Origin of the sequence: Ensifer sp. Root278, from assembly GCF_001429285.1 — a bacterium.
Lineage (GTDB): Bacteria > Pseudomonadota > Alphaproteobacteria > Rhizobiales > Rhizobiaceae > Ensifer.
Genome location: NZ_LMJJ01000014.1, coordinates 86,077 through 102,236, shown reverse-complemented (window position 1 = coordinate 102,236; position 16,160 = coordinate 86,077). Strand labels below are relative to the sequence as shown.

Sequence of the window (16,160 nt, the reverse complement as noted above, 5' to 3'; positions counted from 1 at the left end):
CTGCTCGAATGGCAGCGCGACTGGGCCCACAAGGAAACCTACAATGCCGTCACCACGCTGGTGAAGGAGCATTCCGGCGCCTACGGCATGGGCATCGACTACGCCGTCACCATGGTTCACAACGGCGACGAACGCGTCCGCCACGGCAAGACGATCGGCCCCAACCCGGCGAAGTGATCCCGGCCCGGACCAGCGAACATCCGCAATCGCTTCGGCGTGAATGGCAAGGCTGGCCCCGCAGGGGGCCGGCCTCTCCGTTTATGCGATGTCATCGTCAAAAGAAGATGCAGGAAGCTCGCGAGCGTCACCTGGGGCGGAAGCCCGCCCTGGTTCTGCGGCCTGGGATCGCGCAGCAGCAGGACAGCGGCTAGGGCTTTCTGGTGGTGATCCAGCTTGGGTCACCTCGTGTCGCAAGCCCTGTCGCGGGCGCTCGATTGCGACCTTGGCATTAAGGAATACAACTGCTTTCCAAATTCGATTGACAATTTGGATCCTCTCGCGCATTTTAGAAAACAATAGTTTTCCTAATTTGGCGACGGGCGTTTTGGACCGCCCCGCCACACCGGGGAAAGGAACCGGCCATGAACCAGCACACGCCAATCGCCATCATCGAAAACCCCTCGCCTACTGCGGAGACAATGCCGACCATTCGGCTCCCCGAGGAACTGCCTGCGATCTTGCCTGCCGTGACTCCGGCCTCGAACATGCCTGCAAAGCGGTGGCTGCGCGGCCTGCTCTTCGCCTCCGTGGCCGTCGCGGCCGTGGCGGCCGCTGCCGATTTCGGGTGGGGGTACTGGACGACAGGCCGCTTCCAGGTGTCGACCGACGACGCCTATGTGAAGGCTGACAGCACGACGATTGCGCCCAAGGTCTCCGGCCATATCGCCGAGGTGCTCGTGGCCGACAACGAGCGGGTAAAGGCAGGACAGATCCTCGCCCGCATCGACGACCGCGATTTCAAGGTAAGCCTCGAACGGGCCATGGCCGAGGTCGAGGCAGCGGAAGCCAACATCGCCAACAAGCAGTCGGCCCTGGTGGCTCAGCAATCCGCGATCGACGCGGCAAGGGCGACTGTCGAGGCCGACAAGGCCGACCAGACCTTTGCTGAACAGGACGACAAGCGTTACTCCGAGCTTGCCAGACAGGGCTTCGGCACCATCCAGAATGCCCAGCAGGCGGCCTCGCGCATCATGGCCGCCCGTGCAGCGGTAACGCGTGACACGGCGGCACTTGCCAATGAAACCAAGCAGCTCGACGTGATCAGGGCCGAGGTCGCCCAGGCGAAGGCAGCACTCGACAGCGCCAAGGCGGCGCAGGACCAGGCTCGCCTGAACCTCTCCTACACCGCTCTTGCCGCCCCCATCGATGGCGTGATCGGCAACCGCACCCTGCGGGTCGGTCAATATGTGCAGGCCGGCACCCAACTGATGGCGGTCGTCCCGACGGAGGCGGCTTACATCGTCGCCAACTACAAGGAGACCCAGCTCACCGACGTCTATCCCGGCCAGAAGGTGACGGTCGAAGTGGACACCTTCCCGGGGCAGGTCTTCGAGGGTCACGTCGACAGCATCGCGCCGGCGAGCGGCCAGGAATTTGCGTTGCTGCCGCCGGACAATGCGACGGGCAACTTCACCAAGGTGGTGCAGCGCATCCCGGTCAAGATCGTGCTCGACCGCGGAACCCCACGATCGGTGACCTTGCGGCCCGGCATGTCGGTCTACCCGACCATCGCCACCAACCCGACGGCGACCGAGGTCGCGTCAAAGTCGGGAAAGATCTACTAGAGCGCCGTGCGTTCAAGTGAACGCATAGACAAGGCAGGAGGGTGTTATGTCCACCATTGCTGATACAGTTGCGCCCGGTTCGCTGCCAGCCGCTGCGGAGCCATCGGAAAAGGCGAGCACGACGGCATGGATCGCAGTGCTCGCCGGCCTGATCGGTGCCTTCATGGCGATCCTGAACATCCAGATCACCAACGCCTCGCTGCTCGACATCGAGGGCGGGATCGGCACCGGCGTCGACAACGGCGCCTGGATATCGACCTCCTACCTGATCGGCGAGATCGTGGTGATCCCCCTTACCGACTACTTCAGCCGCGTCTTCTCGTTCCGGCGCTATATCCTGGCAAATGCGATCCTGTTCCCGATCTTTTCCGCGGCTTGCGCCTTCGCCCATGACCTCGGCTCGATGATCGTGCTGCGCGGTCTGCAAGGCGTTGCGGGCGGCGTGCTCATCCCCATGGCTTTCACAATGATCCTGACCCGGTTGCCCAAGACGCAGCAGCCGTTCGGATTGGCACTCTTCGCCCTGTCCGTCACCTTCGCGCCGGCGATCGGCCCGACGATCGGCGGCTACCTCACCGAGAACTACGGCTGGCAGTCGATCTTCTTCGTCAACACGCCCCCAAGCATCATCATGGTGGTTGCGCTCTACTTCACGCTCGAGAAGAAGCCGATGCAATTGTCCTTGCTCAAAGAGGGCGACTGGGCCGGCATCGTCACCATGGCGATCGGGCTCTCGGCTCTACAGACCGTGCTCGAGGAAGGCAATAAGGACGACTGGTTCCAGTCGCCGTTCATCGTCAAGCTCGCCATGATCGCAGCCGTGTTTCTGACCGCCTTCGTCATCATCGAGCTAAAGGTCGAAAAGCCGCTGGTCAAGCTACGCCTGCTCAAGCAGCGCAACTTCGGTGTCGGCGTTCTCGTCAACGTGCTGGTCGGCGTGGCGCTGTTCGGCACCGTTTACATCCTGCCGCAGTATCTGGGCCAGGTGCAGCGCTACAATGCCGAGCAGATCGGCTTCGTGCTGGCCTGGACCGGCTTGCCGCAGCTCCTCATCATTCCGCTCGTGCCGGCACTGATGAAGCGGTTCGACGCGCGCTACGTCGGCTTCGTCGGCATCAGCATCTTCGCAGCGAGCTGTTTCATGAACACGACGCTCTCGCTCGACAGCGCCGGCGACCAGTTCTTCGTGCCCAATATCGTGCGCGCCATCGGCCAGGCACTGGTGCTGACGCCGATCACGGTGATCACGACCGCCGGCATCGCGCCTGGCGACGCGGCCGCCGCCTCCGGCCTGTCGAACATGCTGCGCAATCTCGGCGGCGCGGTTGGAACGGCCACGCTCGCGACTGTGTTGACCAAGCGGGAGCAGTTCCATTCTAACATCATCGGCCAGTCCGTCACGCTTTCCCGCGATGAGGTCCGTGACCGGATCAGCGATCTGACCCAGCACTTCATGACCCATGGCGTATCCGACGTCGCGGTTGCACAACACAAGGCGATCGCCGTGATCGGCGCGACGGTTCACCGCCAGGCGCTTATCCTGGGGTTCAGTGATACCTTCGCGGTGATCGGCACTGTGTTGGCGCTCGCCGCCATCGCCCTGCTTTTCACCCGGAAGATCCAGCTTGGCGGCGCAGGTGCGGGCGGCGCCCATTGAATGTCTGCAGGTCAAAAGACGTGCACTGAAAGGAGGCAGGTTATGAGCAATTCGACGCCCGGTCGTCTCTTTCTGGACGACCTCTATGTGGGCCAACGCTTTACAAGCGGGACCCACACGATCGACGCAGCACAGATCAAGGCTTTCGCTCTGCAGTTCGACCCGCAGCCGTTTCACATCGACGAGGCGAGGGCCAAGGACACGCTCTTTGGGGGTCTGGCTGCAAGCGGATGGCACACCGCCGCCATCACGATGCGTCTCAATGTCGAGACGGGCCTGCCATTTGCCGGCGGTCTCATTGGCGCCGGCGGAGAAATCAACTGGCCGGCTCCGACGCGCCCCGGGGACACGCTGCATGTGGAAAGCGAGGTCCTGGAGATCATACCTTCCCGCTCGAAGCCTGATCGAGGCATCGCCGTCGTTCTCAGCAGCACCATCAACCAGCACGGGGAAGTGGTGCAGAACCTCAAGGCCAAACTCGTCCTCCAGCGGAAAGCGGCGGGTTGACGCCGATTTAGCTCGAATATGCAGAGGCGGGCGACTTTCATTCCGTCGAGACGAAATCGTCCTCCCGAGAGTTCAGCAGCGCCGCCAGCGTGCGGAGGCCAATGTCGAGCTGATCCATTGCCGGACTGGCCAGCGCGAGCCGGACCGCGTTGGGCGCGTGGCCCGGCGTGATGGCGAAGGTCGTCGACGGGGTCAATGCAATGTCGCGCCTGGCGGCAGCCGCAACAAACGTCTGCGAACGCCGATGGGGCGGCAGCGTCAGCCAGAGATGGTAGCACTTTGGGTTGGCCTTGACCTCGAAGCCCTGGAGATGAGCGGCGGCCAGCTTCTGCCGCGCCTGCGCATCAAGGCGTTTCATCGTCATGAGCGCGGCAACGGTGCCATCGGCCATCATCCGCTCGGCCGCCGCAAAGGCAAATCCCGTCGCGGTCCATCCACCCGAACGCACAGAGGCGATCACACTTTCCCGTAGCCGCTCGGGCGGCACGATGAAGCCGAGCGCCAGGCCGGGCGCCACCTTCTTGGAGAGGCTGTCGACGACAATGCAGCGATCCGGTGCGAGGGCGGCAAGCGGCGGCTCGTCGTCAAGGAACCCATAGACATTGTCTTCGATAACAGGAAGATCAAGCATCTCGACGACCCGCAGAAGATCGGCCCGGCGCGCCTCACTCATCGTCGCGCCCAGCGGATTCTGGACCGCCGGCTGGATGTAGATGGCCGAGAGATGCGCCTCGCGATGCGCTTTTTCAACGGAGTCGGGGCGCACCCCGCCTTCGTCCATCGAAAGCGGCACCAACGCAATTCCGAGCCGAGCGGCAATGCCCTTGACGAAGGGATAAGTCAAAGCCTCGACACCGCAGCGCCCGCCCGCCGGAACCACAGCCGCGAGAGCCGCAGCAATGCTCTGCCGGCCATTGCCGGTGAAAACGAGGTGTTCAGGACTGGGCGACCAGCCGCCCTTGGAGAGATGCGCTGCTCCAATGTTTCTGATCGCCGGCGTTCCGATGCTGATCGCCTGGCGCGATGCAACGTCGAGCAAGGCAGGAGCAGCCAACCCCTCCAGGCTTCTTGCGATAAGCGCTGTCTGGTTGGGCAAGATCGGGTAGTTGAACTCGAAGTCGGTACGGACACCACGCGGCTCTGCGAGCGCCGCCACGCCTCGCCTCGCCTCCCCGGAGATGAAGGTGCCCCTGCCCACTTCGCCGACGACGAGACCGCGGCGCAACAACTCGGCATAGACGCGGCTTGCCGTGGATACGGCAATCTTGCGTTCATAAGCAAAGCTACGCTGCGGCGGCAGGCGGTCGCCCGGCCTGAGCGACCCAACCGCAATTTCCGCGGCGATCGTGTCGGCAAGCTTCAGGTATTCCGACCTCGACATTATTGCACCGAGTACAATGTTTCAATTGCACCGAGAATTATATCGGAACATTCTATTCTCATCAAATCCCATTCGCCCGGAACCGCGACGGTTTCGCAGGCCCGAGCGCTCTTTTCGAAGCGCGCTCAGGCTGGCGGCATCGCACGCCCGGAGCAAGGGCTGGAAACGAGACAATGCCTGTATTTCTCAACCAACCGACCACTGTCGCGTTCAACGCGCGCGAATGCGGAGGCACTCCGATGGAACTGACCGTCCCGACGATCCTGGTCGCCTTTGCCGGGGTATTCCTGATCTGCTTCATGAAGGGGGCGTTTGGCGGAGGCTTCTCCATAGTCGGCATCCCGCTGCTGTCGGTCGTGATGGACCCGGTCACCGCTGGCGGCCTTCTCGCGCCGCTCTTCGTGGCGATGGATCTGTATGGGTTGCGCTACTTCAAGCGGGCAACCTGGTCTGGCCCCGACCTCGCGCTGCTGCTTCCGGGGCTCGTGATTGGCATCGGGCTCGGCTATCTGCTGTTCCGCTTTCTCGATCACCGCACCGTCGCGATCGTGATGGCGGCAACCACCTTGCTTTTCGTCGGCCTGTGGCTGGCAAGGGGCGCAGAGGTCACGGCACGCCCACGCTCGACCCCGAAGGCGATTTCTGCCGGTCTCGCCTCAGGCATAACCACGATGGTCGCCCACTCGGGCGGACCGCCGCTGGCGATGTATCTGCTGCCGCTCGGTCTCAGCAAGGAGGTCTACGCGGGAACGACGAGCCTCTTCTTTACCGTCGGCAATGCAACCAAGGCCCTGCCGTGGTTGTTGCTGGCGAAGCCAACCGCCGATCTCGGAGTGCTGATGGCGATCTGCCTGCTCGCCATTCCAAGCGGCGTTACGCTCGGCTGGCGGCTCCAGGGCATGCTCGACCAACGGCAGGTCTATCGCGCCTGCTATGGATTGCTGGTTCTGGTGGCGCTGAAACTACTATGGGACGGCGTTTCCGGCTTTCTGGTCTAACCGTCGTATCGCCCACCTGCGCAAAGAAGATGCTTGCGACGGAGCAACATCTCGCGCCATAGGGGCGTATTGCGCAGGCTGCGCCCGCAAAGCTTTTCACTTTGCGTATTGACCTAAGTTTCTCAAAGGGTTGAAGTGCTCTGGCCATTCAAGCGAGGTACTTCACCCTGCAGAGCAGCGCCCCTTTCACAGCAGCAGGAGAGATGGGTCGGTTGATCCAGTCTTACCGCTGGGACGACAGCCCGCTCGGCCCCATGGAGGCTTGGCCGCCATGCCTGGCGGCTGCGGTCGACATCATGTTGCCGGCGCAGGCGCAGATCGTGATGTTCTGGGGCGAGGAGTTCGTCGCTCTCTACAACGATGCCTATGCGCCGACCATCGGAGACAAGCATCCTCGCGCATTGGGGCGCCCGGCGCGCGAAAACTGGGGTGAACTCTGGAGCGACCTCGAACCTCTGCTGCGACGCGTGCTGGAACGCGGCGAGACGGTGGTCGCGAAAGACCGTCCCTTCTACATCGAGCGACACGGTTATCCCGAAACGGCTTACTTCGATATTTCCTATTCGCCCGTCCGGGACGAAGAAGAGAGGGTTCGGGGCGTGTTCTGCATCGTCAATGAAACGACGGAACGCGTGAAATTCGAGGGCGCGCTGCAAGCCAACGAAGAGCGGCTTCGCGCCATTTTCTCGCAGTCGGCCGCCGGCATTTGCCAGATGGACCTGACGGGCCGCTTCCTCCTGGTCAACAATCGGTTCTGCGAAATCGTCGGCTATAGCGAAGCCGAACTGCTGACGATGCGGATGCACGACATCACGTTTCCCGAAGACGTCGCCCAAAGCGCTCGCCTGTTCAAGACGATGGCGAGCACCGGCGAAAGCTACGAAATCGAAAAGCGCTATCTGCGCAAGGATGGTGGTCTTGTCTGGGTGACGAGTTCGGTCTCCGCGCTTCGCGATGAGCGCGGCAATTTTCGCGAGGCGGCCGCCGTCATCGTCGACATCACCGAGCGCAAGCGAGCCCAGGAGGTCGAGCGTCGCCTTGCGGCCATTATCGCATCCTCCAACGACGCCATTCTCGGCATCGATCTCCGGATGAGGATTACGACCTGGAATGCCGGGGCCGAAAGGCTCTACGGCTATTCGGCCGAGGAAATGGTCGGCCGCTCCGTCATGACGCTGGTTCCCGAAGACCGGATTGACGAAGAGCCTGCGATCCTCAGGCAGGTCAATGCGGGCCTCAAGGTCGAGCCATATGAGACCAAACGGCTCCACAAGGACGGTCGAAGCGTCGATGTCCTGCTCAGCGTTTCGCCGATCTACGACGCCTATGGCAGCATCGTCGGCGCTTCGAAACTGGCCCACGACATAACCGTGCGGAAGGAGGCGGAGCGCCTGCAGACCGTCCTGGTCGGTGAACTGAACCATCGCATCAAGAACGTGCTTGCAACCGTCCTGGCCATTGCCCGGCAGACGCTCGGTCGCAGCGACAGCACGGACGCCGAAGAGGTGCAGGCTTTTGAAGCGCGGCTGGTTTCGATGGCACGGGCGCACGACCTGCTCACCCATGGCAACTGGGAAAGGGCGGAGTTGAAGGCGATCATCAACCAGGCGATCTCCCCCTACTCGCAGGAGACGTTCGTCGTTTCCGGCCCGCCGATCCAGGTTCCGCCGAGGATGGTCGTATCGCTGTCCCTGGCGCTGCATGAGCTCGCCACGAACGCCGCCAAATACGGCGCACTTTCGACCGGGAACGGGCGGGTCTCCATCACGTGGTCGCTCCAGGCCGGCACGCCGACCCGGCTGACGCTGCGCTGGCAGGAATCCGGCGGGCCGTTGGTAAAGCAGCCATCGCGCAAAGGATTCGGCTCGCGCCTGATTCAAACCCTGTTGGCTGCCGAACTGAATGGCCAGGTGGAGATCAGCTACCATCCCACGGGCCTGGTGTGCTCGGTCGACGCGGCCCTGCAAAGTGGGTGGGACGAACCCACCGCACCCTAACGGCGCATGGGCAACCCCCGAGCATCGCGCCCGGTAGCGGCTTACGCCCTGCCGGAGAGCACAAGCACACGATCCAATGCTGCGGCAAATCCCTTGAGCGACACGGAGAATGTCACGTTCTTTTCCGTATCGCTCGCAAAGGCACCGATCTTCAGGGCCGTTCCGCTGCGCAGCAATGCGACCGTCCCCTCGGTAAACGTCAACGACACGATGCAGCCGATGGGCAGGCAGGTGCGGAAGGGCGTTGGCTTGCCGCCGGTCGCCTCATCAACACCGAGGGTTACGCCCTTTTCCAGATAGAGGCCGAAGGGAAGCGCGAGGCTCCCCGCCAGAGCGGCGTTTTCAGCCGGCCGAAGTTCGAGCGTCAGCACGTGCTGGCCACTCTTGTGAAACTGCTGTTGCGACAGGATGCAATGCTTTTTACCCTCGGCCTCGGCGCAGGCGACGCTCCAGTCCTCATAGGTTTCAGAAAGCTGAGAGGGCGCGGCAGCCGTCCCGGCCGCCGCGTCCTCTCCGTAAAGCGGCGTGATGGCGACGAAGGTCGCCATCAGCACTGTCGATAGCCAGACGAGCCGACGCATCAGAAGCGCACATCAAGCTTGGCATCGACCGCATTCTGCGTCGTGCCGGAGCCGAACTGTCCGGTGTAGGTGATGCCAAGGCTGGCATTGCCGGTCAGCGCGAAATCGATGCCGGCCTCGATGATTGCCGCGTCTTCGGCAATCGGCGTACCGGCAACCGAGAAGGCGCTGCCCGTGCCGAAGGCCATGGTCGAGAACGGCGTCGTGTCGCCGAAGGCGTGCTGCCAGCCGAGCATGCCGCGCACCTTCGTATCTGTCGCGCCGAGGCTGAGCGGAGCAGAAGCGCGCAGACCGAGCGTCGTGAAGGTCGTGTCGGTCGTGTTGCTCTTGCTCGACAGGGCGGCCGCGGCACCGCGCTCGGTGAAGCCGTCGGTGTGCAGGCTGACATAGGCGAGGTTCGCAAAGGGCTCGAGCGCCACATCAGGCAGGTCGATGCGGTAGCCGACTTCGCCGAATGCCTGGAACGTCCCGGCGTCATAATCGGCCTTCAGCTGATCGGTGAAGCCGGGGAAGGCAACGCTGCGCGACGTGTTGATCGAATGCCAAGTGTAGGCGAGGCCGGACCTGAGCGCGACATCGCCCCAGCGACCGCCGCTATAGACGCCCAGGTGGTAGTTGTCGCTGTCACCGCTGGAGGCACGGCTGTCGACGTCGAAGTTCGTCCGGCTGTAGCCGGCCATGATGCCGATCAAGGCATTGTCCGAGACCGCTGCATCGAAGCCAGTGACGAAACCGCCCGTCGACTGGTCGAGGCTGCCGGCGTTACCGTTGCCGTCGGTATTGGTCCACGAGCCGAACACCTGGCCCCAGCCGACCATCGCCGGCGGCGCGGCGGGAACGGCGTTGACGGCGGCGACGGCACCGGTCGTGATCTTGTCTTCCGGACCATAGGCAAGGACCGGAACGCTCGCAGCACCCACGTCACCGAAGGCGTCGCGGATGCGGTCGTTCACCGCATTGCGCAGCAGGCTGCTGTCGTTGATCAGCGCGGTCTGCGCCGAAGCATGGACTTCGCCGGACAGTTGGTCGAAGGCACGACGTGCCGCGTCGCCGTCGAGGATGGTCAGCGCATTGTAGAGCCCGAGCGATGGGCCACTCTGGGCAAGTGTGTTGAGCGCAAGTGCCGTCTGCCGCTGGTTGCCGGTCGCAGCCTCGCCTTCGAAGACGCCGGGCTCGGTGGGCTTCGGCTCGCCTGGTTTCGGTTCACCGGGCTTGGGTTCTTCGCCGGGTTTCGGCTCTTCGCCTGGCTTTGTACCGCCGTTCTTGACCTTGATCTTGAGGTCGACCTGCTTCTCCTTCTGGTCAAGCGAGACCTCAAGGAACGCCGATTTCGAGATAGCCTCGGCAAACTTTCCTTCGATCGCACGGTCGGCTGTCAGGATCGTATAGGTCTGCCCGGTCTTGTAGCTCGTGTTGGGGTCGAGGGCGGTCACCTGGACATTCGTGCCGCTGCCGATCTTGGCGATACCGGAGTTTTCGTTGGTGCCAATGCTCTTGACGACGATCCTGTCGGAACGGCCGTCACCGGCAACATCCGCCTCGTAGATCGAACCGGTCGCCATATCCAGTCGGCCCATGACCGTCAGCGTGCCGGTGGAATTGTTGCCGGGCGAAATGATCGCCTTGGAGTCGATATACGTGTCGCCAACCGTGCCGGAGCCGCCGAGCCTACCGAAAGAGGTCGAGCTCGGATCGCGGATGCGGTTCATCTCGCCGAACACGTTCACCTCATTGGTATAGAAGCGATCGCCCTGTACCCGTCCCGTCTCACCATCGACGATGAGCGTGCCACCGGTCACTTCGAACCGGGTCTCGCTGTAGTCCAGGGGGCCGTTATCCGGGTCGTTATCGATCGTGTCGAGGTTGCTCTTCAGAACCAGCTTGCCACCGGAAACGTTCACCTTGCCGTTGAATTTCGTAAGGTCACCGTTGACGATGGTTTCCCCGGAGAAATTGCTGATCGTACCCTTGCCGGCGAGCGTGTTGGCAAACTCATAGCCGGTGTTCGTGTGGTTGAAGTTGACGTAACCCTTTCGCGGGCCAAAATCGATCTTCGTCGACGGATCGACCGTGCCTGCCGCCTGCGCCTGCCGAGCACGTGGCTCGGCGATATTATTCAGGTCGACCTTGCCGCCAATCGTCAGGTTGCCCATGCCTTCGTTGCTTATGCCACCGATATCGGAAAGCACGATGCCGCCGCCGGCCGAAAGCTTGGCGCCGTTGGCGACGGAAAGGTTGACCCGTCCGGCTTCGCCGATCGTCAGCTTGTCGGCGACCTTGAACTCGCTGCCGGCGCCATCGACATACACCTGAATGGTGTCGACGCTCTCATCCTCGCGCAGGACAGCAGTGTTGGTCGAGACCACGGCGCCGCTTTCGATCGTGAGGCTGTCGCCGACCGTGAGCTCGCCCGTGTTGATCCAACGCGAATTTTCACCGGTCACCAGAACCGTGCCGTTTTCGAAGTAAGCCGTCTTGGAGTTGATAAGGCCGCCGTTCTCGATCCTGACCGCAGCCGTGTTGAGCGTCAGGGCGCCGTCGGCGACACCCAGATAGTCGGTGGTGAGCATGGAGCCGGCTCCGCGCACCACGAGCGTTCCGTCTCCCTCCTGCAGAGCGCCGACATGGGTCTCCTTGGCCGATACCTTTCCGCCGTTTTCGACGATCAGAGTGCCCCGGCCGCCGTAGATGCCACCCTCAAAACCGCCGACATAGAGCACGCGGTACCCATTCGGATTGGCATCGACAATGTCCCAGGTCGACCCGGAACCGGAGACCACGACCGTACCTACGCTACCTCTCCCGTCGGCGATGTAGCCGTTGAGGCTCTTGACGACGGCACCGTTGTTGATGGTCAGGGTCGCGCCAGCGGGACGGCCGCGGATCACGAGATTGCCGTTGATCGTATGATCGCTGGACCAAGTCTCATCGTTTGGAACAAGCAGTCCGGCCGCTTTTGCCGGCGACGGCATGAGCGGCACAGCCGCCAGCATCATCGAGACGAGACCGACGCGGCCTAGCGCTGTCGAACTCAGAAGGTTGATTCTCGAAACGTCCGCCTTTGCACAGATATTCAATGTCTGCCCCTTTTCCTTTGCATCGATGGGCGCACAACTCCCAGGCGAACGGTGACGCCGGGAAAGCGCGGTCATGGGCCGGCTATAGCAAGCCCGCGAAGGGGGAGAATTCGGCTTTCTGCAAACGGCAAATTGCAGCGCTGAAGGGCTGTGGCTTTCTGCAAACGGCTTGATTTCGCCGACGAGCGTCAATCGACAAGCGTGCCGACTTCGCGGATAAAGCCTTGCATGGCGCGAACAAATGGCACGATGTCGGCGGATGAAGCAGAGTATGTCGCGGACGTTCGCCGGGCAACGCTCTCCAAGATGGGCGCCTTCATATCGGGTCTGGTGACGCCGCGCCGGTTTCGCACATCGATCATCATGCCCTTGCGGGTGGTGTGCCCCTGATCCCGACTTCGAAGCGGCAAACCGGCAAAGCCTGGGATAACCGCATTCCACAAACGGCGCGGAATCGCGACCGAGGCACCTGAGCTTTCTGCAAACGGCTTGAATTCGCCGACGAACGGCAATCGACATCGGCGCTTGCTTGAACCATAAAAATGGAATGAAACCAGAGGATGAGACCAAATCGGTGGACGAAAGCGCCTATAGCGCAAGCGTGCGGCGCGCGACGCTCTGGCTCGGATTCCTCTACTGGTTCGTAGAATTCATCATCAGCAGCATCCTGTGGGGCATACTCGGGATCGATCCGATCATGTCGGCGCCGGGAAAACTGCTGCTGATGATCTGCGGCATGACCTTTTCCTATGGCATCGCCGCGGCGATGTTTGGCGTGCGGCACCAGCACATCGCGGTCAAGATCGTCGTCGGCTTCGCCACCTCGCTCGTGGCCGCCTTTGCCAACACCGGCGTCGACTTTCTGCTCTACCTTCTCATCGTGCGTGCCGATCCGGTCACGGTCGACTGGACCAGCATCGGTTATACGCTCGTCTACAGCATGGCGACGTTCGTCGGGTGGTCGTTCTTCTTCGTCGCGCTGCTCTACAGCTTCGAGCTGCGTGAGCGCGAACGGCGCCTGGCGATCTCGCGCGAGGAAGCACTGGCCGCGCAAATGCGCGCGCTGCGCTACCAGATCAATCCGCATTTCCTGTTCAATACGCTGAACTCCATCACCGGGCTCATAGAGGAAGGGCAGACCGTTGCCGCGACCCGCATGGTGATGTCGCTTTCCAACTTTCTGCGTACGACCCTGGAGCTCGATCCTTTGCACGACGTGCGGCTGGCGGATGAACTGGCCTTGCAAGCCGGCTACCTTCACATCGAAGGCGAGCGCTATTCCGACCGGATGAAACTCAGGATGGACATTGCCAGCGGCCTGGAAGAGGCACTGGTGCCAAGCCTGATCCTGCAGCCCCTGATCGAGAACGCGGTCAAACACGGCGTTGGCCGCTCGCCTGAACAGGTCGAGATCGTCATCAGCGCCGCCAAGGTCGGTCAGTCGCTTGAGATTGCCGTCGAGAACGATATCGCCGCGGAGACCAATAGTGGGCGGCGCCAGTCCTCCGGCACCGGGATCGGCCTCAAGAATGTCGCCGATCGCGTCCAGGCGCGGTTTCCGGGGGTCGGGGCCTGTGTATCCGGGCTCGTGACGCCCAGGCGTTTCAGAGCCGCAATCACAATGCCCCTGAGGCTTGCATGAACGAAATCCAGACAGTCTCCCTTTCGATCCTCATCATCGACGATGAGCCGCTCGCCAGACGCCGCTTGCTGCGCCTGCTCGGCGCGATGCCAGGGGTCGAGGTCTTGGGGACGGCCGGCAATGTCCAGCAGGCCTGCAGTCTCATCGCCGAGCTGCAGCCGGACGTGATCCTGCTTGATATCCAGATGCCTGGCGGCACCGGCTTCGACATCCTGGAGCAAGTGGGCAGCAACGCGCCCGCGGTCGTCTTCGTGACCGCCTTCGATCACTATGCGCTTCGCGCCTTCGAGGCGGCTGCCGTCGACTATGTCACCAAGCCGATCGAGGCGAACCGCCTGCGCACCGCAATCGAGCGGGCACGCGTGGCGATTGCGGCAAGAACGAGCATCGAACGTGTGGTGGAACTCAACGAAACCGTGCGGGCGCTGCGACAGGCGCTGCGCAAACACGAAACCCAGTCGGCCGATCTCTGGATCAAATCCCGCGGAGAATTCGTTCGTGTCGCGCTCGACCGGGTCGTGCGTTTCCAGGCGGAGCGCGATTATGTCCGCATCCACATCGAAGGCCGGTCCTATCTGCATCACGAAAGCCTGGCTTCGCTTGAACGCCGGCTCGACCCGGCAGAGTTTCTGCGGCTTCACCGCAGCTCGATCGTGCGCCGCGACTGTATCGTGGGGCTGAAGCAGGCCCCCTTCGCAGCCCTCATTGCCCTTCTTTCCGACGGCAGCGAAATTCGCGTCGGGCGAACCTATGCGCGCCATATCCGGCCGACCACCGGCGAGCGCCCGCAAGCGGACTGAGGGCCGAAACCGGGGCGATGGATCGGCTTTAGCGCAAGACGCCGCGCAGCCGCGGCACCGCAAAATCCACGAAGGCCCTGAGCTTCATTGGCACGAGGCCCTGCGGGAGATAGACCAGCTGGACCGGAAGCGGCGGGTGTTCGAATGCCTCCAGCAACGGAACGAGCAACCCTTCCGAGACGGGACGCGCCACCTGATAGGAAAGCACCCGCGTCAGGCCAAGGCCGGAGATGGCGGCATCGACGGCCGATTCCGCCGTGTTTACGATCAACCGCGACCGGATCGGCGCCGCCAGTTCGCGTCCATCGTCAAGGAAGCGCCAGACATGGGCGGCCGTGACGTTTTCGAACGTGATGCAGTCGTGCTCGGCGAGTTCGTTCGGATGCCCGGGGGCGCCGTGCTGCGCAACATAGCCGGGGCTTGCATAGACCACGCGGCGGACTGAGCCGAGCCTGGTCGCCACCAGGTTGCTATCGGGAAGGTTGCCGATCCGAAGTGCCAAGTCGATATGGTCGTCAACGAGATTGGCAAACCGGTCACCCAGCGCCAGCCGCATATCGATCTCAGGATGAGCCTTCAGGAAGTCCACGACGACGGGAAGAACGTGCAGGCGACCGAAGACGATCGGGGCAGAGATCGTCAGGTCGCCCTTGACCGCGCTGTATTCGCCGGCGGCCACCCTTTCCGCCTCCTCGACCCGCGCCAGGATCTCCTTGGCGGCCTCGACATAGGAGCGGCCGGTTTCAGTCAAGAGAATCTTGCGGTTCGTGCGAGTGATGAGCTGGGCGCCCAGATGCGCCTCGAGCTCCGAGACCTTTCGGCTGACTGTGGCAAGCGGCATCTTGAGCTGCCGTGAGGCAGCCGACAGGCTGCCGCTGTCGATGACGGCGAGCAGAACCCCCATGGCGTCGAGGCGATCCATCTTTCCTTCCAAAAAACGGGAATCAGTCTATCGTTCCCGCAGTCTACTGCCAAAAATTGGAAAGTCATAGATTGATCTCGAAGGCGGTTCATCCCGAACCGTCGGAGGGCCGCGACGGTTCTCATGCTCTTCGAGGGACATCTCCCATGAAACTCTATCGCCATCCGCTGTCCGGCCATTCGCACCGGGCTCAGCTCTTCCTGTCGCTGCTCGGCGTACCGCACGAACTGGTCGACGTCGATCTCAAGGCCCGGGCGCACAAGGAGCCGGAGTTCCTGAAGCTCAACCCGTTCGGCCAGGTTCCGGTCCTCGATGACGACGGCACCGTCGTTGCCGACTCCAACGCCATCCTCGTCTATCTCGCCAAGAAGCTCGGCCGCATCGATTGGCTGCCGGAAGATCCGGCTTTGGCCGCCAGGGTGCAGAAGTGGCTTTCGGTTGCTGCCGGCGACATCGCCTTCGGTCCGGCGGCTGCCCGGCTCGTCACCGTGTTCGGTGCCAATCTGCGGGCGGAAGAGGCTATCGCCCGGGCCCATCGCGTGCTGGCGCAGATCGATGCGGAACTGACCGGCCGCGACTTCCTGCTCGGCGCCCGGCCGACCATCGCCGACGTTTCCCTCTACAGCTACGTTTCCGCCGCACCCGAGGGTAATGTGGATCTATCCGACTACCCGCAAGTCCGGGCCTGGCTTGCCCGCATCGAGCGTCTGCCCGGCTTCGTCGGCTTTGAGAAGACGGCCGTCGGCCTCGCCGCCTGACGAACCGGCCCGGGGCGGTCACACTGCCCCGCGCCTCACCCCAACGAGGTTTCAGA

At 62.7% G+C, this 16,160-nt stretch carries 13 protein-coding genes and 1 pseudogene; 9 read left to right on the top strand and 5 right to left on the bottom strand.

Going from position 1 to position 16,160, the window contains the following annotated elements; genetic code table 11:
- The 4 genes and pseudogenes from ASE60_RS14565 to ASE60_RS14550 all read left to right on the top strand — a co-directional run.
- Positions 1–177 (top strand): annotated as a pseudogene (locus ASE60_RS14565) (hydrolase); the annotation flags it as partial.
- A gap of 404 nt (positions 178–581) precedes the next feature.
- Positions 582–1,784, top strand: a complete 1,203-nt coding sequence (locus ASE60_RS14560) for an HlyD family secretion protein (RefSeq protein WP_057251277.1) — start codon at positions 582–584, stop codon at positions 1,782–1,784.
- A 46-nt stretch (positions 1,785–1,830) separates the two neighbouring features.
- Positions 1,831–3,441: an MDR family MFS transporter gene (locus tag ASE60_RS14555; protein WP_057251276.1), complete on the top strand. Its 1,611-nt coding sequence runs from the start codon at positions 1,831–1,833 to the stop codon at positions 3,439–3,441.
- A gap of 42 nt (positions 3,442–3,483) precedes the next feature.
- A complete protein-coding gene (locus ASE60_RS14550) occupies positions 3,484–3,948 on the top strand; it encodes a MaoC family dehydratase (RefSeq protein ID WP_057251275.1) in 465 nt (154 codons plus the stop codon).
- 37 nt (positions 3,949–3,985) lie between these two features.
- Here the strand turns inward: ASE60_RS14550 and ASE60_RS14545 are convergent, their stop codons facing one another.
- Positions 3,986–5,329, bottom strand: coding sequence for a PLP-dependent aminotransferase family protein (locus ASE60_RS14545; protein WP_057251274.1), 1,344 nt, complete (start codon positions 5,327–5,329; stop codon positions 3,986–3,988).
- 239 nt (positions 5,330–5,568) lie between these two features.
- Here ASE60_RS14545 and ASE60_RS14540 point away from each other — a divergent pair, with 239 nt between their 5' ends.
- Together ASE60_RS14540 and ASE60_RS14535 are read left to right on the top strand one after the other, a co-directional pair.
- Entirely contained in the window at positions 5,569–6,327 is a 759-nt protein-coding gene (locus tag ASE60_RS14540) for a sulfite exporter TauE/SafE family protein (RefSeq protein WP_057251285.1), read from the top strand.
- A gap of 254 nt (positions 6,328–6,581) precedes the next feature.
- Positions 6,582–8,324, top strand: coding sequence for a PAS domain S-box protein (locus ASE60_RS14535; protein ID WP_244495614.1), 1,743 nt, complete (start codon positions 6,582–6,584; stop codon positions 8,322–8,324).
- Positions 8,325–8,365: 41 nt separating this feature from the next.
- Here ASE60_RS14535 and ASE60_RS14530 read toward each other — a convergent pair whose 3' ends face one another.
- The 3 genes from ASE60_RS14530 to ASE60_RS35025 all read right to left on the bottom strand — a co-directional run bounded on the left by ASE60_RS14530 (position 8,366) and on the right by ASE60_RS35025 (position 12,494).
- Positions 8,366–8,905, bottom strand: a complete 540-nt coding sequence (locus tag ASE60_RS14530; RefSeq protein ID WP_057251272.1) for an invasion associated locus B family protein — start codon at positions 8,903–8,905, stop codon at positions 8,366–8,368.
- Positions 8,905–11,982 (bottom strand): autotransporter domain-containing protein, encoded by a 3,078-nt coding sequence (locus ASE60_RS14525; protein WP_057251271.1) that lies wholly within the window; start codon positions 11,980–11,982, stop codon positions 8,905–8,907. Before ASE60_RS14525 ends, ASE60_RS14530 begins: the two co-directional genes overlap by 1 nt.
- A gap of 188 nt (positions 11,983–12,170) precedes the next feature.
- Positions 12,171–12,494: a hypothetical protein gene (locus tag ASE60_RS35025; protein WP_057251270.1), complete on the bottom strand. Its 324-nt coding sequence runs from the start codon at positions 12,492–12,494 to the stop codon at positions 12,171–12,173.
- A 35-nt stretch (positions 12,495–12,529) separates the two neighbouring features.
- Here ASE60_RS35025 and ASE60_RS14515 point away from each other — a divergent pair, with 35 nt between their 5' ends.
- On the top strand, positions 12,530–13,624 hold the full coding sequence (locus ASE60_RS14515; protein ID WP_057251269.1) for a histidine kinase: 1,095 nt from the start codon (positions 12,530–12,532) through the stop codon (positions 13,622–13,624).
- Positions 13,621–14,424 carry a LytTR family DNA-binding domain-containing protein gene (locus ASE60_RS14510; protein WP_057251268.1) on the top strand — a complete coding sequence of 268 codons (804 nt, stop codon included), beginning with the start codon at positions 13,621–13,623 and terminating at the stop codon, positions 14,422–14,424. The genes ASE60_RS14515 and ASE60_RS14510 overlap by 4 nt, the downstream gene beginning before the upstream one ends.
- 28 nt (positions 14,425–14,452) lie before the next feature.
- Here the strand turns inward: ASE60_RS14510 and ASE60_RS14505 are convergent, their stop codons facing one another.
- A complete protein-coding gene (locus ASE60_RS14505; RefSeq protein WP_057251267.1) occupies positions 14,453–15,346 on the bottom strand; it encodes a LysR family transcriptional regulator in 894 nt (297 codons plus the stop codon).
- Positions 15,347–15,492: 146 nt separating this feature from the next.
- Between ASE60_RS14505 and ASE60_RS14500 the strand changes: the two genes are divergently transcribed.
- On the top strand, positions 15,493–16,104 hold the full coding sequence (locus ASE60_RS14500; RefSeq protein WP_057251266.1) for a glutathione S-transferase: 612 nt from the start codon (positions 15,493–15,495) through the stop codon (positions 16,102–16,104).
- Positions 16,105–16,160 lie beyond the last annotated feature (56 nt).

Excerpts from the sequence above, each read along its gene's own strand:
- ASE60_RS14560 (WP_057251277.1), top strand. The coding sequence starts at position 582 with ATGAACCAGCACACGCCAATCGCCATCATCGAAAACCCCTCGCCTACT.
- ASE60_RS14555 (WP_057251276.1), top strand. The coding sequence starts at position 1,831 with ATGTCCACCATTGCTGATACAGTTGCGCCCGGTTCGCTGCCAGCCGCT.
- ASE60_RS14550 (WP_057251275.1), top strand. The coding sequence starts at position 3,484 with ATGAGCAATTCGACGCCCGGTCGTCTCTTTCTGGACGACCTCTATGTG.
- ASE60_RS14545 (WP_057251274.1), bottom strand. The coding sequence starts at position 5,329 with ATGTCGAGGTCGGAATACCTGAAGCTTGCCGACACGATCGCCGCGGAA.
- ASE60_RS14540 (WP_057251285.1), top strand. The coding sequence starts at position 5,569 with ATGGAACTGACCGTCCCGACGATCCTGGTCGCCTTTGCCGGGGTATTC.
- ASE60_RS14535 (WP_244495614.1), top strand. The coding sequence starts at position 6,582 with ATGGAGGCTTGGCCGCCATGCCTGGCGGCTGCGGTCGACATCATGTTG.
- ASE60_RS14530 (WP_057251272.1), bottom strand. The coding sequence starts at position 8,905 with ATGCGTCGGCTCGTCTGGCTATCGACAGTGCTGATGGCGACCTTCGTC.
- ASE60_RS14515 (WP_057251269.1), top strand. The coding sequence starts at position 12,530 with ATGAAACCAGAGGATGAGACCAAATCGGTGGACGAAAGCGCCTATAGC.
- ASE60_RS14510 (WP_057251268.1), top strand. The coding sequence starts at position 13,621 with ATGAACGAAATCCAGACAGTCTCCCTTTCGATCCTCATCATCGACGAT.
- ASE60_RS14505 (WP_057251267.1), bottom strand. The coding sequence starts at position 15,346 with ATGGATCGCCTCGACGCCATGGGGGTTCTGCTCGCCGTCATCGACAGC.
- ASE60_RS14500 (WP_057251266.1), top strand. The coding sequence starts at position 15,493 with ATGAAACTCTATCGCCATCCGCTGTCCGGCCATTCGCACCGGGCTCAG.